Source organism: Stenotrophomonas maltophilia complex sp. Om-AH-Sm3 (genome assembly GCF_059337855.1).
In genome coordinates, this window is sequence record NZ_JBYBLQ010000024.1 from 19,595 (window position 1) to 44,765 (window position 25,171).

At 67.5% G+C, this 25,171-nt stretch carries 22 protein-coding genes; 13 read left to right on the top strand and 9 right to left on the bottom strand.

Features of this window, described 5'->3' with window-relative positions:
- Positions 1-29 precede the first annotated feature (29 nt).
- From AC10QF_RS19130 to yeiP, 5 genes are all read left to right on the top strand, one after another.
- On the top strand, positions 30-818 hold the full coding sequence (locus tag AC10QF_RS19130) for an enoyl-CoA hydratase-related protein (RefSeq protein WP_494542698.1): 789 nt from the start codon (positions 30-32) through the stop codon (positions 816-818).
- Positions 819-820: 2 nt separating this feature from the next.
- Complete coding sequence (locus tag AC10QF_RS19135) at positions 821-1,222, top strand: VOC family protein (RefSeq protein ID WP_494542699.1); 402 nt, start codon at positions 821-823, stop codon at positions 1,220-1,222.
- On the top strand, positions 1,219-2,115 hold the full coding sequence (locus AC10QF_RS19140; protein WP_065177609.1) for a hydroxymethylglutaryl-CoA lyase: 897 nt from the start codon (positions 1,219-1,221) through the stop codon (positions 2,113-2,115). Before AC10QF_RS19135 ends, AC10QF_RS19140 begins: the two co-directional genes overlap by 4 nt.
- 100 nt (positions 2,116-2,215) lie before the next feature.
- Complete coding sequence (locus tag AC10QF_RS19145; protein WP_111176723.1) at positions 2,216-2,986, top strand: SDR family oxidoreductase; 771 nt, start codon at positions 2,216-2,218, stop codon at positions 2,984-2,986.
- A gap of 48 nt (positions 2,987-3,034) precedes the next feature.
- The gene (gene yeiP / locus AC10QF_RS19150; RefSeq protein ID WP_005409468.1) at positions 3,035-3,601 is read left to right on the top strand and encodes an elongation factor P-like protein YeiP; all 567 of its coding nucleotides are present in this window, start codon (positions 3,035-3,037) and stop codon (positions 3,599-3,601) included.
- An 80-nt stretch (positions 3,602-3,681) separates the two neighbouring features.
- On the opposite strand, the gene AC10QF_RS19155 is transcribed toward yeiP, so the two are convergent.
- From AC10QF_RS19155 to AC10QF_RS19170, 4 genes are all read right to left on the bottom strand, one after another.
- Positions 3,682-4,374 carry a COG3650 family protein gene (locus tag AC10QF_RS19155; RefSeq protein WP_111176725.1) on the bottom strand — a complete coding sequence of 231 codons (693 nt, stop codon included), beginning with the start codon at positions 4,372-4,374 and terminating at the stop codon, positions 3,682-3,684.
- A gap of 83 nt (positions 4,375-4,457) precedes the next feature.
- Positions 4,458-4,850 (bottom strand): nuclear transport factor 2 family protein, encoded by a 393-nt coding sequence (locus AC10QF_RS19160; protein WP_111176727.1) that lies wholly within the window; start codon positions 4,848-4,850, stop codon positions 4,458-4,460.
- The gene (locus tag AC10QF_RS19165) at positions 4,831-7,980 is read right to left on the bottom strand and encodes a multidrug efflux RND transporter permease subunit (RefSeq protein WP_069138646.1); all 3,150 of its coding nucleotides are present in this window, start codon (positions 7,978-7,980) and stop codon (positions 4,831-4,833) included. Before AC10QF_RS19165 ends, AC10QF_RS19160 begins: the two co-directional genes overlap by 20 nt.
- A gap of 36 nt (positions 7,981-8,016) precedes the next feature.
- Positions 8,017-9,165 carry an efflux RND transporter periplasmic adaptor subunit gene (locus AC10QF_RS19170; RefSeq protein ID WP_111176731.1) on the bottom strand — a complete coding sequence of 383 codons (1,149 nt, stop codon included), beginning with the start codon at positions 9,163-9,165 and terminating at the stop codon, positions 8,017-8,019.
- 129 nt (positions 9,166-9,294) lie between these two features.
- On the opposite strand from AC10QF_RS19170, the gene AC10QF_RS19175 reads away from it, so the two are divergent.
- Both AC10QF_RS19175 and AC10QF_RS19180 read left to right on the top strand, forming a co-directional pair.
- Positions 9,295-10,011: a response regulator gene (locus tag AC10QF_RS19175; protein ID WP_005416361.1), complete on the top strand. Its 717-nt coding sequence runs from the start codon at positions 9,295-9,297 to the stop codon at positions 10,009-10,011.
- On the top strand, positions 10,011-11,087 hold the full coding sequence (locus tag AC10QF_RS19180; RefSeq protein ID WP_072169005.1) for an ATP-binding protein: 1,077 nt from the start codon (positions 10,011-10,013) through the stop codon (positions 11,085-11,087). Before AC10QF_RS19175 ends, AC10QF_RS19180 begins: the two co-directional genes overlap by 1 nt.
- Here AC10QF_RS19180 and AC10QF_RS19185 read toward each other — a convergent pair.
- The 3 genes from AC10QF_RS19185 to AC10QF_RS19195 all read right to left on the bottom strand — a co-directional run bounded on the left by AC10QF_RS19185 (position 11,065) and on the right by AC10QF_RS19195 (position 14,652).
- Positions 11,065-12,861 (bottom strand): DUF7844 domain-containing protein, encoded by a 1,797-nt coding sequence (locus AC10QF_RS19185; protein ID WP_494542700.1) that lies wholly within the window; start codon positions 12,859-12,861, stop codon positions 11,065-11,067. The genes AC10QF_RS19180 and AC10QF_RS19185 overlap by 23 nt on opposite strands.
- Before the next feature lie 40 nt (positions 12,862-12,901).
- Positions 12,902-13,201 carry a DUF2388 domain-containing protein gene (locus AC10QF_RS19190; RefSeq protein WP_005416358.1) on the bottom strand — a complete coding sequence of 100 codons (300 nt, stop codon included), beginning with the start codon at positions 13,199-13,201 and terminating at the stop codon, positions 12,902-12,904.
- Between the two features lie 62 nt (positions 13,202-13,263).
- Positions 13,264-14,652, bottom strand: a complete 1,389-nt coding sequence (locus AC10QF_RS19195) for an FAD-binding oxidoreductase (RefSeq protein WP_494542701.1) — start codon at positions 14,650-14,652, stop codon at positions 13,264-13,266.
- Positions 14,653-14,821: 169 nt separating this feature from the next.
- Between AC10QF_RS19195 and serA the strand changes: the two genes are divergently transcribed.
- Complete coding sequence (serA, locus tag AC10QF_RS19200; RefSeq protein WP_049441186.1) at positions 14,822-16,063, top strand: phosphoglycerate dehydrogenase; 1,242 nt, start codon at positions 14,822-14,824, stop codon at positions 16,061-16,063.
- A gap of 94 nt (positions 16,064-16,157) precedes the next feature.
- On the opposite strand, the gene AC10QF_RS19205 is transcribed toward serA, so the two are convergent.
- Complete coding sequence (locus tag AC10QF_RS19205) at positions 16,158-16,772, bottom strand: NUDIX hydrolase (RefSeq protein ID WP_080352975.1); 615 nt, start codon at positions 16,770-16,772, stop codon at positions 16,158-16,160.
- 132 nt (positions 16,773-16,904) lie between these two features.
- Between AC10QF_RS19205 and AC10QF_RS19210 the strand changes: the two genes are divergently transcribed.
- The 5 genes from AC10QF_RS19210 to mtnC all read left to right on the top strand — a co-directional run bounded on the left by AC10QF_RS19210 (position 16,905) and on the right by mtnC (position 22,434).
- Complete coding sequence (locus AC10QF_RS19210; RefSeq protein WP_494542702.1) at positions 16,905-18,380, top strand: amino acid permease; 1,476 nt, start codon at positions 16,905-16,907, stop codon at positions 18,378-18,380.
- 82 nt (positions 18,381-18,462) lie between these two features.
- The gene (locus AC10QF_RS19215) at positions 18,463-19,890 is read left to right on the top strand and encodes an amino acid permease (protein ID WP_065184963.1); all 1,428 of its coding nucleotides are present in this window, start codon (positions 18,463-18,465) and stop codon (positions 19,888-19,890) included.
- 553 nt (positions 19,891-20,443) lie between these two features.
- On the top strand, positions 20,444-21,085 hold the full coding sequence (locus AC10QF_RS19220; RefSeq protein ID WP_005416352.1) for a methylthioribulose 1-phosphate dehydratase: 642 nt from the start codon (positions 20,444-20,446) through the stop codon (positions 21,083-21,085).
- Between the two features lie 92 nt (positions 21,086-21,177).
- Complete coding sequence (locus AC10QF_RS19225) at positions 21,178-21,735, top strand: 1,2-dihydroxy-3-keto-5-methylthiopentene dioxygenase (RefSeq protein WP_049402829.1); 558 nt, start codon at positions 21,178-21,180, stop codon at positions 21,733-21,735.
- Positions 21,736-21,738: 3 nt separating this feature from the next.
- Positions 21,739-22,434 carry an acireductone synthase gene (gene mtnC / locus AC10QF_RS19230; protein ID WP_005416350.1) on the top strand — a complete coding sequence of 232 codons (696 nt, stop codon included), beginning with the start codon at positions 21,739-21,741 and terminating at the stop codon, positions 22,432-22,434.
- Positions 22,435-22,515: 81 nt separating this feature from the next.
- Here the strand turns inward: mtnC and AC10QF_RS19235 are convergent, their stop codons facing one another.
- Entirely contained in the window at positions 22,516-25,134 is a 2,619-nt protein-coding gene (locus tag AC10QF_RS19235) for a beta-mannosidase (RefSeq protein ID WP_494542703.1), read from the bottom strand.
- Between the last annotated feature and the right edge of the window lie 37 nt (positions 25,135-25,171).

Genomic DNA, 25,171 nt, shown 5'->3' on the forward strand with positions numbered 1-25,171 from the left:
ATACAGGTATGGAGTGACCCTGGAATCCCATGAACGATGCTTTGCAGATCGAGCGCCGTGGCGCTGTCCTCACCCTCTGGCTGAACCGGCCGGAGCTGCACAACGCCTTTGACGCCAGCCTGATCGCCCGGCTGACTGCCGCTCTGGAAGCCGCCGCCGGCGATGATTCGGTCCGGGCCGTGGTGGTCGCCGGTCACGGCACTTCCTTCTCGGCCGGTGCCGACATGCAGTGGATGCGCGGCATGGCCGCCGCCAGCGAGGCCGACAACCGCGAGGACTCGCTGGCCCTGGCGCGGCTGATGCGCACCCTGGACGAGCTGCCCAAGCCGACCCTGGCCCGGGTCCACGGCGCCGCCTTCGGTGGCGGCGTCGGCCTGGTTGCCTGCTGCGACATTGCCATCGCCAGCACCGCGGCCCGCTTCGGCCTGACCGAAAGCCGCCTCGGCCTGCTGCCGGCGGTGATCTCGCCCTACGTGATCGAGGCCATCGGCCCGCGCCAGGCGCGGCGCTGGTTCGCCACCGGCGAGCACTTCGATGCCGACACCGCGCTGCGCATCGGCCTGGTCCACCAGCTGGTCGAGCCCGAACGCCTGGACGAAGCCCTGGAACGCCAGCTGGCCCTGCTCGACAAGGCCGGCCCGATCGCCTCGTCCACCGCCAAGCAGCTGGTGCGGCAGGTCCGCGACAGCCATGACCGCGACGCGCTGGATCGGGATAATGCCGCCCTGATCGCGCGCCTGCGGGTGTCCGCCGAGGGCCAGGAGGGCCTGGGCGCCTTCCTCGACAAGCGCGCCCCCCACTGGGTCACGGAAGCCTGAACATGCTCGATCATCTTGGTTTGACCAGCGCCGACCTGGCGCGCAGCACGACCTTCTTCCTGCAGGCACTGGCGCCGCTGCAGATCGGCGTCGTGATGGAAGTGAGCGCCGAAGAAACCGGTGACCACGACCACATCGGCTTCGGCAGCGATGGCAAGCCGTTCTTCTGGCTCGGCAATGGCGGCACCACCAGTCACGGCGTGCACGTGGCCTTTGCCTGCACCAGCCGCGCGCAGGTGGACGCCTTCCACGCCGCCGCCCTCGCCGCCGGTGGCCGCGACAACGGCGCCCCGGGCCTGCGCCCGTGGTACCACCCGGATTACTACGCCGCCTTCGTGCTCGACCCGGACGGCAACAACATCGAAGCGGTCTGCCACCGTCCGTCCGATGGGGCAGCCGCATGAGCGATTACGTCCGCATCGTCGAGGTCGGCCCGCGTGATGGGCTGCAGAACGAAAAGCAGTCGGTGTCCACCGCCGACAAGATCGAACTGATCAACCGCCTGTCGGCCACCGGCCTGCGCAGCATCGAGGCGACCAGTTTCGTCAGCCCGAAGTGGATCCCGCAACTGGCCGACGCCGCCGAGGTCTATGCCGGCATCCAGCGCCGGCCGGGCGTGCACTACCCGGTACTGGTGCCGAACGAACAGGGCTACGACCGCGCCCGTGCGGTGGGCGTGGAGGAAGTGGCGGTGTTCACCGCCGCCTCCGAGGCGTTCAACCGTACCAATACCAATGCCGGCATCGACGAATCGCTGGCCCGGTTCGAGCCGATCCTGCGCCGCGCCGCCGCCGATGGCGTGCGCGTGCGCGGCTATGTCTCCACCGTACTCGGCTGCCCCTACCAGGGCGAGGTGCCACTGGCCGACGTGGTGCGGGTGGCGCGCGCCCTGCACCAGATGGGTTGTTACGAAATCTCACTGGGCGACACCATCGGCGTCGGCACCCCGCGCAAGGCACGGGCGATGCTGCAGGCGGTTGCCGCCGAGATTCCGATGACGGCACTGGCCGTGCACTTCCACGACACCTACGGCCAGGCCATCGCCAACATCGCCACCTGCCTGGAAGAAGGCGTGCGCGTGGTCGACAGCGCGGTCTCCGGCGCCGGTGGCTGCCCGTATGCCAAGGGCGCCAGCGGCAACGTCGCCAGCGAGGATGTGGTCTACCTGCTGCAGGGCCTGGGCCTGGACAGCGGCGTGGACCTGCCGGCACTGGCCGAGACCGGCCGCTGGCTGGCCGGCCTGCTCGGTCGCGCCACCGCCAGCCGCACCGGGCAGGCGCTGGCCGCCGCCGGCTGACCGCTGCACTGCGCCGCCCTGCACCGGCGGCGCAGTGCACAACAGCGGCGGTCACGGCTTCCGTTAGAATCGGCGGTTCTCGAACCTGCAGGACCGTTCAATGCAGCTGTCTTCCGTACGTGCCGTGATCACTGGCGGCGTCTCCGGCCTCGGCCTGGCCGTGGCCCAGCACCTCGTCGCCCAGGGCGGCAAGGTGGCCCTGTTCGACCTCAACGACGCCAAGGGCGCCGCCGCCGTTGCCGATCTGGGTGCCGACAAGGCCCGCTATTTCAACGTCAACGTCAGCGATGAAGCGGCCGTCTCGGCAGCCATCGACCAGGCCCACGATTTCCTCGGCGGCCTGAACGTAGCGATGAACTGCGCCGGCATCCTCGGCGCCGGCCGCGTGCTGGGCAAAGAAGGCCCGATGCCGCTGGCCGGCTTCCAGGGCACGGTGATGGTCAATCTGGTCGGCAGCTTCAATGTCGCCAAGGCCGCCGCCAACCGCATGCAGCACAACGAGGCCGGCATCGATGGCGAGCGCGGGGTGATCATCAACACCGCCAGCATCGCCGCCTATGAAGGCCAGATCGGCCAGGCCGCCTATGCCGCCAGCAAGGGCGGCGTGGTGTCGATGACGCTGCCGATGGCACGCGAACTGTCGCGCTTCGGCATCCGCGTCAACACCATCGCCCCAGGCGTGTTCTGGACGCCGATGGTGGACGGCATGCCCGAAGCCGTGCAGCAGTCGCTGGCCGCCTCGATTCCGTTCCCGTCGCGCCTGGGCAAGCCGGAAGACTTCGCCAGCCTGGTCGGCTTCATCCTCGGCAACACCTACCTCAACGGCGAGACCATCCGCCTGGACGGCGCTACCCGCCTCGCTCCGAAGTGATTCCCCCGGGCGCCGGGACGGCGCCCTCCCCCAACGACCTAGATCACCATGAAAGCCAACGACATCAAGAAGGGCAACGTCGTCGAGTACAACAACGGCGTGTACCAGATCCGCGACATCGAGCGCAGCTCGCCGCAGGGTCGCGGCGGCAACGTCCGCTTCCGCTTCATCATGTACAGCGTGCCGGGCGGCAACAAGCTCGACGCCAGCTTCGATGCCGACGACAACCTGGTCGAGGTCGAACTGCTGCGCCGCCAGTCCACCTATTCGTACAAGGACGGCGATGCCTTCGTGTTCCTGGATGACGAGGACTACACCCCGTACACCCTGGATGCGGACGTGATCGGCGATGACGCCGGTTACATCACCGACGGCCTGACCGGCATCTACGTGCAGGTGATCGACGAGCAGCCGGTGGCGATCCAGCTGCCGGCCTCCGTGGTGCTGGAAGTGATCGAGACGCCGCCGGAACTGAAGGGTGGCACCGCCACCAAGCGCCCGAAGCCGGCCAAGCTCAACACCGGCATCGAGATCATGGTGCCGGAGTACATCGTCAACGGCGAGCGCGTGCTGGTGAACACCGCCACCGGCGAATTCGCCGGCCGTGCCGACTAAGCGCCTCGCGCTGATCGGCTGCCTGTTCCTGCCTGCGGCGTGTTCGCCGCAGGCAGCGGACGGATCATCGGTGGCAGCGGTTACGGCTGTTTCGCACCGAAGTTGCCGCAGCCATGGTACTGGCGGGTACCGACAGTCAGCATCGCCTTGGCCTCGAACGCCTCGCCGCTCATGTCATCCTGGCAGGTGGTGCGCTGGAAGCTGAGCTTGACGTCGGTGCCGTCGGACGCCTTTCCGCTCCATCCATCAGCCCCCTGGGTGGGTTTGGCCACGTCGAAGCGGCGCTCGCCATAATCGACCTCCGCCTGCAGGCCCGGCGCATCGCCGTCGACGACTGCAAGCCAGCCGGGTTCATTGCCGGTGGCACGGAATGCCGCATTGCCGGCGCTGCCATCGCCTTCGGTAGCTTCCACCGCATGGCACTCGCGATCCGGTTCGCCCTTGAGGCTCAGCAGGCCATCATCGCTGCCCTTGGTCCAGAAGCTGTTGCCGAGACCATCGCTGTACTTGGCGCCGGATGCCGCGCGCTCGGAGGTCATGGCGAAGCTACGCTCGCCGATCACCACCGTGGCAGCATCCTCGCCATTGAAGGTCGCGCGCACGCTCAGATCACCACACCGGTAGGCGGTCTCGCTGCCACCTTCCGTGTTGGCGCTCGGCTTCGGCGTGGCAGGCGAGGCGTCATTGCTGCCCGCCGCGGGTGCCTGGGCCGGCTGGCACGCGGCCAAGACCAACCCCAGGGAGGCTGCCAACAGACTGGGAACTACACGCATGGCTCGACTCCTTGTCGACACTACAGGAATGCTCGACCCTACCACCTCGCGGTGAGCGGGGCCTGAAAGCGGCCTGACCGCGCTCATGCGGCCAGTACCGCCATCGACAACAGCTGCGCGCCGCTTTCGCCTGAACTGCAGGTCCACACCCGCAGCAGGCGCAGTTTCAGTTCACGCTCCCGGCCCTGCCGCCACACCGACATCCGCACGTCGCTGGACAGCAACGCCAGACGGCCACACAGCAGCGTTTCCACCGCGTGCAGCTGCAGGCTTCGTACCTGCAGGTCACCGGCCAACCAGTCACCCAGCCACGGCAGATCGAGCATGCGGCCACCGTGGCCGTCCATCAGGAACAGGGCCGGCGATACCAGCGCGTTCAACGCATCGTGATTGTTATCCAGCAGCGCTGCGCACAGGCGCTGCTCCAGCGCCATCAACTGCTGGTCATGCAGATCTTCAACGATGTTCCGTTCCATCCACGGTTCCTCCCGGCATCGGCCGGCGCCTGCGCAGGCGCTGCGCGATCCACTGCCGCGCGCCCTGCACCACTACATAGAAGACCGGCACGAAGAACACCGCCAGCACGGTCGCACTGACCATGCCGCCGAACACGCCGGTTCCAATTGCCTGCTGGGTTTCCTTCGACGCGCCCTGCGCCAGCATCAGTGGCACCACGCCCAGCGCGAACGCCAGCGAGGTCATCACGATCGGACGCAGGCGCAGCCGCGCCGCCTCCAGCGCTGCTTCAACCAGGCCGCGCCCCTGCTGCTGCAGCTGCCGCGCGAATTCGACGATGAGGATCGCGTTCTTCGCCGACAGCCCGATCACGGTGATCATGCCGACCTTGAAGAACACGTCGTTGGGCATGCCGCGCAACAACACCGCGGCGACCGCGCCAAGCAGGCCCAGGGGCACCACCAGCAGCACCGCCAACGGAATCGACCAGCTCTCGTACAGCGCGGCAAGCACCAGGAACACCACCAGCATCGACAACAGCAGCAGCCACGGCGCCTGCGCCCCCGACTCACGCTCCTGCAGCGACTGGCTGGTCCATTGCAGGGCGAAGCCGGACGGCAGCTTTTCGGCCAACCGCTCCATCTCCGCCATGGCCTGGCCGGTCGACACGCCAGAGGCCGGGGCGCCGGACAGGTTCAGCGCCGGGAAACCAAGATAGCGTTGCAGCTGCAACGGCGCCTCGGTCCAGTGCGGGGTGACCAGCTCGGACAACGCCACCATGCCGCCCTCGCTGTTGCGCACGTACAGCTTCAGCACGTCTTCCAGCTCCATCCGGTGCGGCGCATCGGCCTGCAGGATCACCTGCTGCAGCCGTCCCTTGTTGGGGAAGTCGTTGACGTACTGCGAGCCCATGGCCGCCGACAGCGTGCTGCTGATGTGCTCGAAGCCCACGCCCATCGCCTCGGCCTTGGCGCGGTCGATCTCCAGCCGCACGCTGGTGCCGGCTGGCAGGCCATCGGCATGCACCTCCGACAGCAACGGGCTGGCTTCGGCCAGCTTCAGCAGCTGCTGCAGGGCTGCGCGCAGTTCGGCCTGGCCCTGCCCGGTACGCGCCTGCAGGGCCAGCGAGAAGCCGGACGAACGTCCCAGGCTGTCGATCGCCGGCGGCATCACGCTCATCACCTCACCCTCGGCAACCGTGGCCATCGCCTGCTGTGCGGCCTCCACCTCACCGGCCGCGGTTGCGCCTGCGCGCTCACCCCAGTCCTTCAGCATGGTGTAGGTCAGCGCCGCACTCGGGCCGGAACCGGAAAAGCTGTAGCCGAGGATCGACTGGTTGGAGCCGATGCCCGGACGCGAGGCCACGTGCCGTTCGTAGGCTTCGACAACGGCCAGCGTACGCTCGGCCGTCGCCTCGGCCGGCAGCTGGATCGAGGTCATGAAATAGCCCTGGTCTTCTTCCGGCAGGAATGCACCCGGCAGCCAGTGCAGGCCCAGCAGCAACGCCGCCACCAGCGCGGCGAACACGCCCATCACCCGCCCGCTCCGCTGCAGCACCGACGCCACACCACGCTGGTAACGCCCGGTCATCCGCTCGAAGCCCCGGTTGAAAGCGCCGAACAGCCCGCCGCGACCGTGATGGCCGTGGGTGGCCTGGCGCAGCAGGGTCGCGCACAGCGCCGGCGTCAGGCTCAGGGCCAGCAGCGCAGAGAACAGGATCGACACCGCCATCGCCACGGTGAACTGGCGGTAGATCGCGCCCACCGAACCGCTGGCCAGCGCCATCGGGATGAACACCGCAGTCAGCACCAGGGTAATGCCGATCACTGCGCCGGTCAGTTCACGCATCGCCTTGATGGTGGCCTCGCGCGGCGGCAGGCCCTCCTCGGCCATGATCCGTTCCACGCCCTCGACCACCACGATCGCGTCGTCGACGATGATGCCGATGGCCAGCACCATGCCGAACATGGTCAGTACGTTGATCGAGAAGCCCAGCGCCAGCATCACCGCGAACGTACCCAGCAGCGCGATCGGTGCGACCAACGCCGGGATCAGCGTGTAACGCCAGTTCTGCAGGAACAGGTACATCACCGCGAACACCAGCAGCATCGCCTCCAGCAGGGTCTGCACCACCTTCTGGATCGAGATCTTCACGAACGGCGCGGTGTCGAACGGGATGCTCGCTTCCACCCCGCGCGGCAGCAGGGGCGCCAGCTCAGCCATGCGCTCACGCACCGCCGCAGCGGTACGCACCGCGTTCGCGCCCGGGCGCAGCTGAACGCCGGCGGCGGTGGCTGGATGGCCGTCCTCGCGGGTGCCCCAGGCATAGCTCTGCGCGCCCAGCTCGACGCGGGCGACATCACCCAGCACCACCCGTGAACCGTCGGCGCCGGCACGCAGTACGATCGCCGCGAACTGTTCCGGCGTGGACAACTGGCCGTCGGCACTGAGCGGCACGGTGATGCGCTGGCCTGGAACACCCGGCGAATCACCAATGCGTCCTGGCGAAATCTCCAGATTCTGCTGCTCGATCGCGGTTGCCACATCGCCCATGGTCAGGCCGTAGCCGGTCAACCGGGTCGGGTCAAGCCACACGCGCATCGCCTGCTCGGCACCGAACAACTGCACGCGGCCGACGCCATCGATACGGCGCAGCTCTTCGATGATGTTGCGCGCCATGAAATCGCCCAGCGCGGCCTCGCTGACGCTGGCATCGGGCGAACGCAGGCCGACCAGCATCAGGAAGCCGGAATCAGCGGCCTCCACGAACAGGCCGTTCTGGCGCACGCTGCGCGGCAGCCGTGGTTCGATCGCCTTGATCCGGTTCTGCACGTCCACCTGCGCCAGCTCCGGATTGGTGCCGGGCTTGAAGGTGGCAGTGATCGACGCTTCGCCGGACGTGTCCACCGACGACTCGAAGTACAGCAGGTGCTTGACGCTGGACAGCTCGCGCTCGATCAGGCCAACCACGGCATCATTCAGCGTCTGCGGGCTGGCACCCGGGTAGCTGGCATAGATGCTGACGCTGGGCGGGGCGACTGCTGGATAGCGCTCCACCGCCAGCCGCGGGATCGCCAGCACGCCGGCCAGGATGATGAAGATCGCCAGCACCCAGGCGAACACCGGGCGATCGATGAAGAAACGTGCCATGTTGGATTTTCCTGGAGGGACCGGCCCGGAACAGGCTCAGCCCTTGCTGCCGGCCTGTACTGCACCGGCGCTGGCAACCGGCATCTGCCAGTCGCGCGCATCGACCACCACGCCTTCCTGCAGGCGCTCCTGGCCCTCGACCACCACTTTCTCGCCGGCCTTCAGGCCCGTGCGCACCAGCCACTGGCGATCGACACTGCCGTCCACTTCCAGCGTGCGGATCACCGCCTTGCCGTCGGCGCCGATCACCCAGGCATAGGCCTGGCCACCGGCGCTGCGCAGCACCGCCTGCTGTGGCACGGTCAATGCACTGGCGGGCGCGCCACGTGGCACCCTCGCGCGCACGTACATGCCGGGCAGCAGCTGCCGCTGCGGGTTGTCGACCAGGATGCGCAGGATGACATCACCGGTTCGCGCATCGACATTGATGCCGGAGAACAGCAGCTGGCCGCGTTCGGGCAGTGGCTTGCCGCTGGCACCGATGATCGTCACCGGCAGCTCGCCGCCACCGGCGGCACTGCGCTGCAGCGACTCCAGCTGCGCCGCCGGTTGGCGCACATCGACGTAGACCTGGTCGATCTGCTGCACCACCGCCATCGGCTCGGCATCAGCCACGCCAACCAGCGCACCTTCGGTCACCAGCGCCTGGTCGATACGGCCGGCAATGGGTGCACTGACCGTCGCGTAACGCAGATCGAGCTGGCGACGGGACAGGATCGCGCGCGCTTCGTTCACTGCGGCACGGGCCTGCTCGTATTCGGCGCTGGCATCGTCGCGATGCTGTTGGCTGACCGCCTGTGCGGCGGCCAGCGCATGCAGGCGCTGCGATTGCACGCGGCTGCGGCCCAGCGCGGCCTCACTGCGCTGCAGGGCAGCCAGTGCCGAATCGACGTCGGCCCGGAACGCGGCCGGGTCGATCTGGAACAGGGCCTGGCCGGCGCTCACTTCGGCCCCCTGGTCGAACAGCCGGCGCTGCACGATGCCGCCCACCTGCGCACGGATCTGCGCGGTGCGCACGGCGGCCACGCGGCCGGGCAGTTCGTCGTCACGCTGCACCACCTGTGGGCCGACGGTGATCACGCTGACACGCGGTGCGGCTTCGGGAGTGGCTTCGGGGGTTGAGCAGGCCGTCATGGCCAGGGCGAGGGCCGCGATCAACGCGACCGGTGTCCTGAAGGTTCTCATTGCTGTGCACAATGCCGCGCAGGCGGCGGATAGGTTCTGAAGCGCGCAGTGTGCGTGGCAATGATGGGGTTTCGATGGAGGAACTGTGGAGATACGATGGAGGCAAGCACCTTACGGCCCCGCCCCTGCATGCATGCCTCCCCCGCCCTCGCCGCCCTCGTCCTGATCGTCGAGGATGAGGCCGAGATCGCCGATATTCTCAGCGCCTACCTGGAACGCGAAGGACTGCGCACGCTGCGCGCGGCCGATGGCCATAGCGCACTGGACCTGCATCGCAGCGCCCGCCCCGACCTGGTCCTGCTCGATGTGCAGCTGCCACGCCTGGATGGCTGGAGCGTGCTGACCCAGTTGCGCCAGCGTGGTGAGACGCCGGTGATCATGCTGACCGCGCTGGACCAGGACCTCGACAAGCTGACCGCGCTGCGCATGGGTGCCGACGACTACGTGGTCAAGCCGTTCAACCCGGCCGAGGTAGCGGCGCGCGTGCGCGCGGTGCTGCGGCGTACGCTGCGCGCCTCGCGCGTGGACGCGCCCACTGCGCTGCGCGTCGGCCCGCTGCTGATCGACTCGGCCACCCACGCCGTGCACGTGGAGGGCGAAGGCTACAGTCACGAAGTGCTGCTCACGCTCACCGAGTTCAAGCTGCTGCACTGCATGGCGCTGGCACCGACCCGCATCTTCAGCCGCAGCGAGCTGATGCACGAATGCCTGCCGGAAAGCGAAGCGCTGGAGCGCACTGTCGACAGCCATGTCAGCAAGCTGCGCCGCAAGCTGGACGAAGTGGGCATGGTCAATGTTCCGGCCAGTGTGCGCGGCGTCGGCTACCGGTTGATGGCTGACCGCTGATGGCCCGACTGCGCCGTTCCGGGCTCAGCCGCCACATCATCGTCTCGATGTCGCTGATGGTGATCGGCGTCATCGTGATGATGATCCTGTCGTCGTGGCTGCTGTACGCGGTGCTGGTCGAGTTCTTCCCCGGAAGTACCGAAGAGCCGGAAAGCTGGTTGCCGACCGGGCCGGAGCTTGCATGGATGGTGGGCGTGATACTGACCGGCCTGGCGCTGGCCATCGCCGCCTCGTTCCGCCTCGCCCACCGCATCCTGTCGCCGTTGAATTCGCTGGTGGACAGCGTGCGTGCCCTCGCCAGCGGTGACCTCGGGGCCCGCGCCAGCGTCGAGGAGAATTCGCCGGGCGAAGTGGCGACCCTGGTTGAGGACTTCAATGCGATGGCGCGCCGCCTGCAGCACATGGAGAGCGAGCGCGCGATGTGGCATGCGGCCATCGCCCATGAGCTGCGTACTCCGGTGACGATCCTGCGCGGCCGCCTGCAGGGACTGGCCGAGGGCGTGTTCCAGCCGGACGAGTCGCAGTTCCGCAGCCTGCTCGCCCAGGTCGAAGGGCTGTCGCGACTGATCGAAGATCTGCGCGTGCTGAGCCTGTCCGACAACGCACGGCTGGACGTGCGTCGCGCACGCACCGACGTGGTGGCCGAGGTGCATTCGGTGATGACGCTGGTCGACCCGCAGTTCCGCGCTGCGGGCTTCGTGCTGGAGCTGGAAACCAGCCGCGAGGAACACAACGCGCACTGTGATCCCACGCGCCTGCGCCAGGCGCTGCTGGCGCTGCTGGAAAACGCCCGTCGCTATGCCAGCCCAGGCAAGGTGCGGATCGCTGTCCATGACACGCCGGGCCATGTGCAGGTGGCCATCGAGGATGAAGGCCCGGGCATTGATCCGGGACTGCATGCCGACATCTTCACTCCGTTCATGCGCGCCGACGGCTCACGTTCGCGCCAGGGCGGTGGCAGCGGGCTCGGCCTGGCGGTGGTCAAGGCCATCGCCGATGCACATGGCGGCCATGCCTACTGCACGCCCGGCAGCTGCGGCGGCAGCCGTTTCGTCATCGAACTGCCGCGCCAGTAGCCGGGCCAGCGGCCTGTGTGCGCAGGTGTGCCCCCAGCGCGGCCAGATTGGCGTCGATCGCATCCATTTCCTCACGCTGCCGCGCCGGCAACTGCTGGCGAAGCTGCACACGCAATGCCTGCCATGCCGGTACCGCCTGCGCACTGGCAGTGGTCACGGCCGCAGACAGCAGTACCTGCTCGTCGCCCAGAGGCAACCCATAGCCGCCGTCCTGCAGCAGCGTCCCTGGGCGCAACCACTGCCCACTCTGCGCCAGCAGGCCGCGCAGGCTGCGGGTTTCCGCGCTGTCCGCAGCAGCCAGCAGCTGCCGCTTGAGCACATCGCGTGCCCGCAGCTCGGCACGCCGCTGCGCGGCCTGCTCCAGCAACAGCAGGCCGGCACTGGCGCGCAGGTCGCCCTTCAGCAGCCACGCTGCCCGTTGTTCCGCCGGCAGCTTCAACCAGCCGCGCACATCGCGGGCGGGCAGGCTCAGCTGGGTCGCCGCCACTGTGAACAACTGCTGGTAGTGGTCGCGCGCGGAAGCGAAGTAATAGCCCTGTGCCTGCGCGGCGTTGCGGTCCGTGAGTACCCGCTCGTCGAGCATGCCCAGCCGCGCCAGCCGGCGCTTGAGACCACGCGGACTCAGCTGGGCCAGCCCGGCCTCGCCCAGCCGCGGCACTCCGGCCTGCAGCAGCTTGGCGGTCTCCACCGCACAGTTGTTGCTGACGAAGTAATAGCGCCCGTCATAGCTCCAGTGCACCTGGGCGGTGCGCTCGAGCAGGCTGGCGATCTCATCGCGCTGCAGCCGCAATGGCAGCGACTGCAGGCCGCGCAGTTCGACCTTGGTGTACTCGTCCACCACCTGCTGCAGCGGCAGCACGAACAGCCGCGACGGGTAGCCGCCGGTCAAGCCGCGCCAGTTGGATATCTGCACGTCGCCCACGAACGCGCGGAAGGACAGCACGCGGTGGTGTTCAAGATCCAGCCTGCAGTCCGGCCCCGGTGCGCGCCCGGGCCTGCAGATCACCAATCGCAGCATGCTGTGGCCCCAGCGGCTCATTGGCTGCGCGCTGCCTTCGGCGAACAGGTAATCCACGGCGTAGACACGCGCGGGGTCGAGCTGCAGCAGCGATGCCGCCCCCTCTTCCGATTCGGCCTGCAGCAATGGCAACGCGGTCGCGCAGTGCGACTGCGGCAGCGATGGCGGGGTTCCGAAATGGGCCTGGTACCACCGCGCCAGTGCCGGGCGCCGGCAGGCGAACTCGCTGTCGAGCACGAAATGCTCGGCGTTCACTGCCAGGTACTCGGCCGGGTCCTTCAGTTCATACGCATCGGGACTGCGGTCACGGAAGTCGTTGTCGCCACGGCCCAGATGCCAGGGCTTGCGCTGCCATCCTGCCAGATCACGCCAGCGCACACTGCGTGACCAGTTCGCCCCCGTACGGTCAGCAACATGGGTCAGTTCGTGTACCAGCGCGCTGCGGCGTGCGCGACGGGCGCCCGGCGCACTGTCGCCCAGCAGACTCCGGCGCAACGCGATACGGCCAGCGAAGGTGCGGCCATGCACATCGGCCGGCAGGTCATCCGTCCAGCGCACCCGTACCTGCGCCGGCAACGCAGCCAGCAGGCCGTCCGGCAATAGTGACTGCACGTCGGCCAGGGTCTGGCTGGCGAGCCGCTGCTGTGCCGGATCGAGACCGGACGGATCAAGCTGCAGGCGATCAGCTGCAGGCGCGACGTGGGCGGTCAGCAGTAGAGCCACGCCAAGCGTGGCGGCGTTCCGTGCAGATGTCATGCAGTTGCCGGCCAGCGGCCGGCACTACCCGAAGGCCGGATCAACGGGCCAGCAGCGCGCGGGCCAGTTCCAGGTCGCTCTGCAGCTGTGCGGTGGCGCTCTGCTCACGCAGGTGGACCAGCGCGGCCTGCAGGCGGGCGCCACGGATCTGGCCGTCGCTGGCAACGAACGCAGCGGCATCGTCGCGCGCGGCCAGCACCACCTTGTCATCACCCGAGCTGCTGCCCGAGGAGCCGGAGGAAGCGCCGGTGGCCGAACCGGCCGAGGTGCCGGCGAAGCTGGAAGCGAAGCCGGCCAGCGGCAGGGACAGCAGGGCGAGCAGCAGAAGCTTACGGGTCATCGGTTCGAAGCCGGTTGTGAGGATGCGTGGAGCGTAACGGTTGCGTGAAGGATTTGCCCGGCTCAGGCGTCGAACAGCTTGCCGGGATTCAGCCGCGCTTGGGGATCGAACGCGCGTTTGACCGCCTTCATCAGCGCGATTTCGGCCGGGCCGCGGGTGCTGTCCAGGTAGCCCTTCTTGACCAGGCCGATGCCATGCTCGGCCGAGATGCTGCCATCGAAACGCGCCAGCACCTGCGCCAGCAGCTTGGTGACGTGCTCGCACTGCGCCACGAAATCGGCGTCACTGGTGTCGTCGGGCTTGAGCACGTTGATGTGCAGGTTGCCGTCGCCGATGTGGCCGAACCAGACCACGTCGAAGTGCGGGTAGGCTTGCCCGATCAGCGCCTGGGTCTCGGCCAGGAACGCCGGCATCGCCGAGATCCGTACCGAGACGTCGTTCTTGTAGGGTTTGTAGCGCGCCAGCGATTCGGTGATGCCTTCGCGCAGGCGCCACAGCTGGGCGGCCTGGGCGTCGCTGGCACTGATCACCCCGTCGCTGACCCAGCCGTTGCCCATGCAGTCCTCGAAGGCCGCCATCGCCGCCGCTTCCTGCGCTTCGTCGTTGGCGGCGAACTCGGTGACCACGTAGTACGGGTGCACCTCGTCGAACGGCGCCTGCGCGCCGTGCGCCAGCACATGCTCCAGCGCGCGGTCGGTGAAGAACTCGAAGGCCTGCAGCTGCAGGCGCGCGCGGAACGCGGCGAACACCTGCATCAGCACTTCGAAGCTGGGTACTGCCAGCAGCATCACGTTGCTGGCCGGCGGCGGGTCGGTCAGCTTCACGGTGGCTTCGACGATCACGCCCAGCGTGCCCTCCGAACCGATCAACAGCTGGCGGAAGTCATAGCCGCTGGAGTTCTTGATCAGGCCCTTGTTGAGCTCGAGCAGTTCGCCGCTGGCGGTGACCACCTTCAGCCCGGCGATCCACTCGCGGGTGTTGCCGTAGCGGATCACGCGGATGCCGCCGGCATTGGTGGCGATGTTGCCGCCGATCGTGCAGGAGCCGCGCGCGGCGAAATCCACCGGGTAGATCAGGCCGTGGTCCAGCGCGGCGTTGTGCACGGCCTCCAGCGGCATGCCGGCCTGCACCACCAGCGTGCGATCGACCGCGTCGTAGGCCAGTGCCTTGTTCATCCGTTCCAGGCTGAGCACCAGCTCGCCGTTGGCGGCCACCGCGCCACCGGAAAGGCCGGTACGGCCGCCGGACGGCACCACGGCCACGCCCTCGCCTGCGCTCCAGCGCATCACCGCCTGCACTTCCTCGACCGTGGCCGGCAGTGCGATCACCAGCGGTGCCGGCGTCCAGCGCCGGGTCCAGTCGCGCCCGTAATGCTCCAGGTCGGCCGGGTCGGTCTTCAGCTTCAGGCCGGGACAGGCCTGCTGCAGCGAGGCAATGCGGGAATCGGTCATGACGGTCCAGCGCGGGGCGTGAAGAACGGGCAAGCGTGCCAGCGGCACGCGCCAGCGTCCAGCCCCGCAGCCGTGCAGATAGCTACGGATGCAACCAATTGCGCACTGCACCATGGGCGTTGCGATCTGGCATAGTGGTCAGCCCCTGTCCCACTGGCCGTGTTGCCCCATGTCGCCGAAGAAGACCTCGTTCCCCAAGCAGGATATCCGCGTGCTGTTGCTGGAGGGGGTCAGCCAGACCGCCGTGGAGGTGTTCAGCGCCGCCGGCTACAGCCAGATCGAGGCGCACACCAAGGCGCTGCCCGAGGACGAACTGAAAGCACGCATCGCCGAGGCGCACATCGTCGGCATCCGCTCGCGCACCCAGCTCAGCGCCGAGGTGCTGGCCGAGGCCAAGCGCCTGATCGCGGTGGGCTGCTTCTGCATCGGCACCAACCAGGTCGACCTGGATGCGGCCGAACTGGCCGGCATCCCGGTGTTCAATGCGCCCTATTCCAACACCCGCAGCGTGGCCGAGCTGGTGATCGCCGAGGCGATCATGCTGACCCGCGGCATCCCGCAGAAGAACGCCGAATGCCATCGCGGCGGCTGGTCGAAGTCGGCCAGCGGCAGCCATGAAGTGCGCGGCAAGACGCTGGGCATCATCGGTTATGGCCACATCGGCACCCAGGTCGGCGTGCTCGCCGAATCGCTGGGCATGCAGGTGATCTTCCACGACGTGGAAACCAAGCTGGCACTGGGTAACGCCCGTGCAGCGGCCAGCCTGGACGACCTGCTGGCACGCGCCGACATCGTCACCCTGCACGTGCCGGAGACGCCGTCCACGCAGTGGATGATCGGCAGCACCGAGCTGGCGAAGATGCGCAAGGGCGTGCACCTGATCAACGCCGCGCGCGGCACCGTGGTCGACATCGATGCGCTGGACGCGGCCCTGGCCAGCGGCCACGTCGGTGGCGCCGCGCTGGACGTGTTCCCGGTCGAGCCGAAGGGCAACGGCGATATCTTCGAATCACCGCTGACCCGCCACGACAACGTGATCCTCACCCCGCACGTCGGCGGCAGCACGCTGGAAGCGCAGGACAACATCGGCGTGGAAGTGGCGGCCAAGCTGGTGCGCTACAGCGATAACGGCAGCACCCTGTCGGCGGTCAACTTCCCGGAAGTGACCCTGCCCGAACACGAAGACAGCCTGCGCCTGCTGCACATCCACCAGAACGTGCCGGGCGTGCTGTCCAGGGTCAACGAGATCTTCTCGCGCCACAACGTCAACATCGACGGCCAGTTCCTGCGCACCGACCCGAAGGTGGGCTACGTGGTGATCGACATCACCGCCAGCGAGGCACAGGCCGCCGCCGTACGCGACGAGCTGGCGGCGATTCCGGGCACGCTGCGGACGCGCATTCTGTATTGACGCGGATCCCGCCATGCGCTTGTAGAGCCGAGCCCATGCTCGGCTGCGGTTCCGGCCCGCATCGAGCCGAGCATCGGCTCGGCCTTACAGGTTGCTAGCGTGCCAACCAGCGGCGCGCCATGCGCTGCATGGACTCATCCGATTCCGGGTCGGCCGCGACCTCGGTCACCGGCCGCCAGGCCAGGTCCAGTGATTCCTCGCTGGGCACGAAGGCCTCGCCACCCAGCGCCCGGATCACGAAGCGCACGTCGTAGTGCCAGTGTCCCGGCACGTCCTTGCGCTCCGGAATCCAATGCTTGTCCAGATCGAAGATGGCCGGGTCTTCCAGCACCAGGCCGCTCAGGCCGGACTCTTCCTCGGCTTCCTTCAGCGCCACCCGGGCCAGGTCGCGGTCGCCGTCGGCGTGGCCGCCCAGCTGCAGCCAGCGCTGCAGCTTGCGATGGTGGGTCAGCAGCAGGCGCTGCTCATCGGCGCTGACCAGCCAGCAGCTGGCGGTGAAGTGGCCGGCCAGCCGCTCACGCCGGAACGGATCTTCCGGATCATCCAGCAATGTGCCGAATTCGGCAGCCAGGGCGTCGTGGGCGGGTTCGCGGTGCGCGTAGTCCCGGAGCAGGCCGCGCAGGCGATCGTCAAGCGCGGCAAGGGTTTCGGCGGTCTGGCTCATGAATGGGGGCGGTTCGGAAAAATACTGCTCATTATCGCCGTTCATTGTTGCGATTGCGCTTGTGCGTTGGCTTCAGCTTTGGCTAAGGTACAGCGGGCCGTTCGCACGGCCTTCACCATTCAAGGCAGCCGGCAACGTATCGGCCGCCCACCCCATCCGATCACTAGGAAGTACTGCATGCTGAAAGCTCTGTTGAGGGTCAAGCCGGTCGAGCCGGCCGGGCACGTCGATGCCGGCGAACCCATCGAAGGCAGCCTGGACGGCGAAGCCACGTTGAAACGGACCCTCACGGCTAAACACCTCATCCTGCTTGGCGTGGGTGCGGTGATCGGCGCTGGTATCTTCGTGCTGACCGGCCAGGCCGCAGCCAACCACGCCGGCCCGGCGGTGATGCTGTCGTTCGTGCTGGCCGGCTTCGCCTGCGCCCTGGCGGGCCTGTGCTACGCCGAGTTCGCGGCGATGATGCCGGTCTCCGGCAGTGCCTACTCCTATTCCTATGCCACCCTCGGCGAAGGCATGGCCTGGTTCATCGGCTGGTGCCTGGTGCTGGAGTACCTGTTCGCCTCGGCGTCGGTCGCGGTGGGTTGGTCGGCCTACCTGATCAGCTTCATCACCACCACGCTGCACATGCCCTTCCCGGACCTGCTCAGCGCCGCGCCCATCGCCTGGACCGGCAGCGAGTTCGTCTCTTCCGGCAAGCTGTTCAACCTGCCGGCGGTGCTGATCGTGGCGGCGGTGTCCGGCCTGCTGTACGTGGGCGTGACCCAGTCGGCGTTCGTCAACGCCATCATCGTGGCGATCAAGGTCACCGTCATCTGCCTGTTCATCGGCATCGGCGCGGCCCACATCGATCCGGCCAACTGGCAGCCCTTCATTCCGGAAAACACCGGCGTGCCGGGTGAGTTCGGCTGGAGCGGCATCTTCCGCGCGGCCACCATCGTGTTCTTCGCCTACATCGGCTTCGACGCGGTCTCCACCGCCGCCGGCGAAACCAAGGATCCCCAGCGCAACATGCCGATCGGCCTGCTCGGCTCGCTGGCCGTGTGCACCATCGTCTACATCATCGTCTGCGCGGTGCTGACCGGCATGATGCCGTACCACCTGCTGGGCACCGACAAGCCGGTGGCGACCGCGCTGGAGCCCTACCCGACCCTGTCCTGGCTGAAGACCCTGGTCGAGATCGGCGCAATCGCAGGCCTGTCCTCGGTGGTGCTGGTGATGATGATGGGCCAGACCCGCATCGCCTACACCATTTCCCGCGACGGCCTGCTGCCGAAGTTCTTCGGCAAGGTCCACGCTCGTTTCCGCACCCCCTATTGGGCCACGATCGTGGTCGGGGTGATCGCCGCCGCACTGGCCGGCCTGGTGCCGCTGAACGTGCTGGGCGAACTGGTGTCGATGGGCACCCTGTTGGCCTTCGCCACGGTCTGCATCGGCGTGCTGGTGCTGCGCTATACCAAGCCGGAGATCCATCGCCCGTTCCGCGTGCCGGCGGTGTGGATCATCTGCCCGCTTGGCGCTGCGGCCTGCCTGTTCCTGTTCTGGCAAGCGTTCGTGGTGCACTGGCATCTGTTCGTCGGCTGGACCGTGCTGGGCATGCTGATCTATCTCGGCTATGGCATGCGCAACAGCAAGCTGGCCAAGTCACCCTGATCCGCCTACGGGCCGGCCCTGTGCCGGCCCGTCCGTTTTCCCCGCGCGCCAGACACGGCGCGCTTCGACAAGACCACCACACATGTTCAAGCAACTGTGGGCCACCAAGCACCCGCATGCCGCCCATGAAGACGCCAACGGCCTGAGCCTGCGCCGCCACCTCGGCCCCTGGGGCCTGACCGCCCTCGGCATCGGTGCCGTGATCGGCGGCGGCATCTTCGTCATCACCGGCCAGGCCGCCGCCAACCACGCCGGCCCCGCGATCATGCTGTCGTTCGTGCTGGCCGCCATCTGCTGCGCCTTCTGCGCGCTGGCCTACGCCGAGTTCGCCTCGATGGTGCCGGTCTCCGGCAGCGCCTATACCTATACCTACGCCACCTTCGGCGAACTGTCGGCCTGGTTCATCGGCTGGATGCTGGTGCTTGAGTACGGCGTCTCTGCGTCGGCGGTGGCGGTCAGCTGGACCGGCTATTTCCTCAGCCTGCTCAGCCAGTTCGACATCCATCTACCGGCGGCGCTGGTCAGTGCGCCACTCGATGCACAGCTGCGCCCCACCGGCGCGATCGCCAACCTGCCGGCCGCTGCGCTGGTACTGCTGCTGACCTGGCTGTGCTACGTCGGCATCAGCAAGTCATCGGCAATGAACATGGCGATGGTCGTGCTCAAGACCGGCCTGATCCTGCTGGTCATCGTGGTCGGCTGGAAGTACGTGGACACCAGCAACTGGACCCCGTTCATTCCCGCCAACGAAGGCCCCGGCAAGTACGGCATGGAAGGCGTACTGCGTGGCGCGGCGATGGTGTTCTTCGCCTACATCGGCTTCGAGGCGGTATCGGTGGCGGCGCAGGAATCGAAGAATCCGCAGCGCGACATGCCGATCGGCATGATGCTGTCGCTGGTGGTCTGCACCGTGCTCTACATCGCGATGGCGGCGGTGATGACCGGCCTGGTGCCGTTCCAGCTGCTGGGCACCGACGAACCGGTGGTGACCGCGGTGGCCGCGCATCCGCAGCTGGGTTGGCTGCGCTGGGTGGTCGAGGTCGGCGCGCTGGTCGGCCTGTCCTCGGTGGTACTGGTGATGATCATCGGCCAGCCGCGCATCTTCATGATCATGGGGCGCGACGGCCTGCTGCCGCCGGTGTTCACCAGGATCCACCCGAAGTACCGCACCCCGCACATCAACACGGTGATCACCGGCATCGGCATCGCGCTGCTGGCGGCACTGTTCCCGCTGGACATCCTTGGCGAGCTGACCTCGATGGGCACGCTGATCGCGTTCGCGGCGGTGTGTGCCGGCGTGCTGATTCTGCGCCGCACCCAGCCGGACCTGCCGCGCCCGTTCCGCATGCCGATGGCGTGGCTGATCTGCAGCCTGGGCGTGCTCAGCTGCCTGGCCCTGCTGTCTGCGATGACGATGCACAACTGGATGCTGATGGGCGTCTGGACCTTCGTCGGTTTCGTGATCTATTTCTGCTACGGCTTCAGGCACAGCCGCCTGCGTGTGAAGTAGGGTTTTTTGCATTGCAGGGCCTGCGGCCCTGCACCCGCTGGCGCAACGTCAACAGCAACAGCTGGACTGAGGGTTTGGCGGGGAGGGGGGAGATTGCGGGGGACGCTGCAAGTACATCCCTGTAAGCTCGGTCGCCGCATCCATGCGGCTCACGCCCCCGCAACCTCCCCCCTCCCCGCCTCCGACAGTCTCCTGGCACGTCCGGTAGATCCACGCCATGCGTGGATGAATTGCGTCTGAGAGATGAATTCTCTCCGGTCGATGAATTCCCTGTAGAGCCGAGCCATGCTCGGCTCCGAGCAAGCGCAGCGCCGCAACCCGCTTTTCGCTTTTCCTTCTTCACTCCGTGGCCGGCCGTACACCGGAACCTGTCAGAGGCGGGGCGGGTGGGCCGTGTAGGGGCGTTGGCGCCATGGATGGCGCCATCGAGCTTACAGGGACGTACTTGCAGCGTCCCCTGCACGGCCCACCTGCCCCGCCCCGCCCATGAACCGCTCTATACGACCCGCCACGAGGGGCTCAGCCGTTGGCCGAATCCAGTAAAATCGTCGGCATGAACGCCCCCACCTTCCCCTACGACACCGCGCGCCTGAGCGAACTGGCCCAGCTGCTGATCGACAACGTCCGCGAACTGGCCCACGCCGGCTGGACCCCGGCCACCAGCAGCAACTTCTCCCACCGCCTGGACGATCGCCACGCCGCGATCACGGTGTCCGGCAAGGACAAGGGCCGCCTGATCGAGGACGACATCATGGTGGTGGACTTCGACGGCCAGGCCGTCGGCCGTCCGCTGCGCCCGTCCGCCGAGACCCTGCTGCACACCCAGTTGTACCGCCGCTTCCCGGACGTCGGCTGCGTGCTGCATACGCACTCGCCGGTGCAGACCATCGCCTCGCGCCTGTACGCGCCGCAGGGTCATGTCCGCCTGGAAGGCTACGAGCTGTTGAAGGCCTTCGCCGGCAACAGTACCCACGAAATGGCCATCGATGTGCCGGTGTTCGCCAACACCCAGGACATGAACGTGCTGTCGAAGCAGGTCGATGACCTGCTCGACCGGCAGAACCTGTGGGGCTATCTGATCGATGGCCACGGCCTGTACGCCTGGGGCCGCGACATGGCCGAGGCACGCCGCCACCTGGAAGCGTTCGAGTTCCTGTTCCACTGCGAACTGGAGCTGCGCAGGCTGCGCGGCTGAACCGGCGCACAGGTGCAGATGCCGATCCGGAATCTGCATCCTGCGCCCACCCTGCTACCCTGTCCTCCCCCCGAGACGTTCAAGCTGCCGCCATGAGCCGACTGCGCATCTACGACGACATCCGCCCCGAATCGCCGCTGCTGGATACCCAGGACGGCGCGGTCATCGCTGCCGAGCTGCAGAAGATCGGCGTCACCTTCGAGCGCTGGCAGGCCACCGCGCCGGTCGCACCGGGCGCCAGCCAGGAGGAAGTGTTCGCCGCGTACCGCGCCGACATCGACCGCCTGGTGGCCGAGCGCGGTTTCAAGAGCGTGGACGTGGCCTCGATCGCCCCGGACAACCCGAACCGCGCCGAGCTTCGGAAAAAGTTCCTCGACGAGCACTTCCACAAGGAAGACGAGGTGCGCTTTTTCGTCGCCGGCTCCGGCCTGTTCACCCTGCACGTGGGTGACAAGGTCTATGAGATCGAGTGCGTGAAGGACGACCTGATCGCCGTGCCCGATGGCACCACCCACTGGTTCGACATGGGCGAGGAGCCCAGCTTCGTGGCGATCCGCTTCTTCACCGAGCCGGACGGCTGGGTCGGTCACTTCACCGGCACCGACATCGCGCAGAAGTTCCCTCGTTACGTACCCACCCAGGCGTCCTGATCCATGCAAGCCCGCGTCATCCTGACCGACATCGAAGGCACCACCAGCAGCATCTCGTTCGTCAAGAACGTGCTGTTCCCCTATGCGCGCAAGGCGTTGCCCGCGTTTGTCGCCGAGCATGGCCAGCAGCCTGAAGTCCGCCGCTGGCTGGACGCGGTGGCTACCGAGATCGGCGGTGCCTGCCAGGACAATCTGGTGGCCGAGACGCTGCAGGGCTGGATCGACCAGGACCGCAAGCACACCGCCCTGAAGGCGCTGCAGGGGCTGATCTGGGACGAAGGATACCGCCGTGGCGACTACACCGCGCACTTCTACCCGGAAGTGGCGCCGGTGCTGAAGGGCTGGCACGCTTCCGGCCTGCCGCTGTACGTGTACTCCTCCGGTTCGGTGCCGGCGCAGAAGCTGTTCTTCGGTTTCAGCGACGCCGGCGACCTCAGCCCGCTGGTGTCGGGCTGGTTCGATACCGAAGTCGGCGGCAAGCGCGAGGCCGACAGCTACCGCCGCATCGTGCAGGCCATCGGCGTACCGGCCGGCGAGATCCTGTTCCTGTCCGATGTGGTGGAAGAACTGGATGCCGCCCGCGAAGCCGGGTTGCAGACCCGCCTGATCGATCGCCTGGATGATTACCCGATGCCGCGTACCGGCCAGGCCGCCAACGGCCACGAACGGGTCGAGAATTTCCAGCAGATCCAGCTGTAAGCAAAATGGTAGGTGCCAACCTTGGTTGGCATGCTGCTGGTGTGCCAACCAAGGTTGGCACCTACCAAAGCGGGAAACCCCTCAACGGTCGTTGAGGGTCTTCACCTTCAGCGCTTCGCGCAGGGTAACCAGATCCACCGGGCCGCGCACCGCGATATCGCGTGTTTCGCCCGGCAGCAGGTCCAGCAGGTTGTCTTCGACCTGCACATCCAGCGCGCCGAAGTCGATCCACGCCGCGCGCACGTACGCCGCGCTTTCCAGCCGCAGACGATAGTGGTCCCCTTCGATGGACAACGTGGCCTTGAGTTTCTGCCGCGGCAACAGCTGGTCCTTGGCCTCAACGAAACCGACCACCTGCCGCGCGCTCACGTCGCCTTGCTGCAGCAACTCGAACACCGCCACCGTACGCATCGGGTCGGCACCGGCCAGCAGCTCCGCATCGCTGAAATCGCCCATCGGGGTGACACCCGCCGCCGCCAACGTCACCGTTTCCTCGCGACGACGCAGCACCTTCCCCTCCACGTCCATCACCCGCAGACGCCAGCGCGCATCCAGTGCGGCACCGTCGTTGATCAGGCGCACCCGCGTGCTGCCCTCGTCGCGCAGCGCTGCCACCGTCACTGGCGCGAAGAAACGCCGCGCGGCGAAGTGCAGCGCCTTCCAGCGGCCGAAATAGTCCACGCTGGACCACGAGGCGCCGGGCCAGACATCGTTGAGCTGCCAGTACAGCGAACCCATCGTGTATGGCCGCGAGGCGCGATGATGCAGCGCCGCCAGTGCGATGCCATCGGCCTGCATCACTTGGCTGAGATAGACGAAGTCCTCGAAGTCCTTCGGCGTGCCGTAACCCAGTTCGATGTAGTGCAGCAGGCGGCTGTTGCCCTCGCCGGCCATGAATTTCTGGTGCGCGCGGATCACCGGGCTGTCGATGCGCTGTTCGGCGCGGGTGGCGATCTGGTCCACTGTCGCCACCGACGGCCACGCCTGCAGCCCGTACTCGGACATGAAGCGCGGCGTCTCGCGCAGGTAGGCCTGCACCGGCAACGCCGGATTACCCCAGACCTGCCAGTAGTGCTTGTCGCCACGCGTTGAATCGTTGGCCTTCTCGTCAAGGTCGTTGCTCGGTGAGCTGGACCAGTACGGCACACCCAGCCCCTCCTCGCCCACTACCTGGCGCAGGTCGTTGCCGAACAGGTCGACGTAGCCCTGCCAGACCTTCGCCGCAAATGCCGGGTTGGCCGCCTTCAGGTCGCGGCCGTGGCCCCAGTCCTTCCATGCGGTTTCTTCCTCGTTGTTGCCACACCACAGCACGATGCTGGGGTGATGGCGCAGACGGCGCACGTTGTCGCGTGCTTCGGCCACCACGTTGGCACGAAACGCCGGATCGTAGCCCGGCTGCATGCCGCCGCCGAACATGAAGTCCTGCCAGACCAGCAGGCCCAGTTCGTCGGCGACGTCGAAGAACGCGTCGTCCTCGTAGTAGCCGCCGCCCCAGTTGCGCAGCATGTTCATGTTGGCGTCGCGCGCGGCCGTCAGCACCTGGCGCAGGCGTGCGGCATCGACGCGCGCGGGGAAGGCATCGAACGGAATCACGTTGGCGCCCTTGGCGAAGATCTCCACGCCGTTGATGACGAAGGCAAAGCCCTGCCCGCCCTTGCGGTCTTCCTCGCGGCGCAGTTCGACCGTGCGCAGCCCGATGCGCTGCTCGCGCGCCAGCTCCGGCGCGCCACCTTGGTCCAGGCGGGCCTGCACCGTGTAGCGGTCCTGCGCGCCGTAGCCGACTGGCCACCAGCGCCGCGGATCAGCCAGTTCAACCGGAACCTCGATGCTGTTCTGGCCGGGCTTCAGCAGCACCGTGCGCTGCACCTGGGCCACGTTGCGGCCCTGCGGATCGCGCACATCCACATTCACCACGGCCGAGCCCGCCGCCGCGCCCTGCTCCACTTGCAGCAGCACGGCCAGCTTCGCCTGCTCCGCGCTCAATGCATCTGTACGCACCGCAAGATCGGTCAGGCGGTGAGCCTCCCAGGCCTGCAGGTCAACCCCGCGCCAGACGCCGGCGGTGACATAGCGAGGCCCCCAGTCCCAGCCAAAGTGGTAGGCCGGCTTGCGCACGAAGTTGCCGACCATCGCGTCCTTCGGCTCATCGCCATACGGCGACGGGTAGTTGCCAGCGATCTTGTGCGGCATTGCCTGCACGCCCGGCAGCAGGGTGCGGATAGGCGAACGGAACACGATCTGCAGTTCATTGTCCCTGGCCCGCAGGCGCCCATTCACGCGCGCGCGCCAGGTCCGGTGCGCGTTGTCCGCGCGCAGCAGCGGCTTGCCGTTGAGGCTGACGTCGGCGTAGGTATCCAGACCGTCGAAGCGCAGCTCGGCATTGGGCTTGGCCAGCGTCGCCGCATCCACGTCGAAGCGGGCGCGGTACTCCCAGGCGGCCAGGCCAATCCATTGCAGTTCGGCCTCTGGTGCGCCGACATACGGATCACGGATCAGTTCGTGAGCCAGCAGGTCGGTGGGCACGCTGCCCGGCACCGTCGCCGCCCGCCATTGCTGCAGACCTGGATGAGCGGCGCCCTGCGCGTCGCCGGGCAGCATACGGAACTCCCACTGTGCCTGCAGCGGCGTGGCAGCGACCGGGAAGGCGGACGCCGCGATCAGCAGCAGGAGCAGGCGGACAACGAGGGGAAGGCGATGCATGGGATGCTCCTGTCTTTCCGCCGGGCATGGTCCGGCG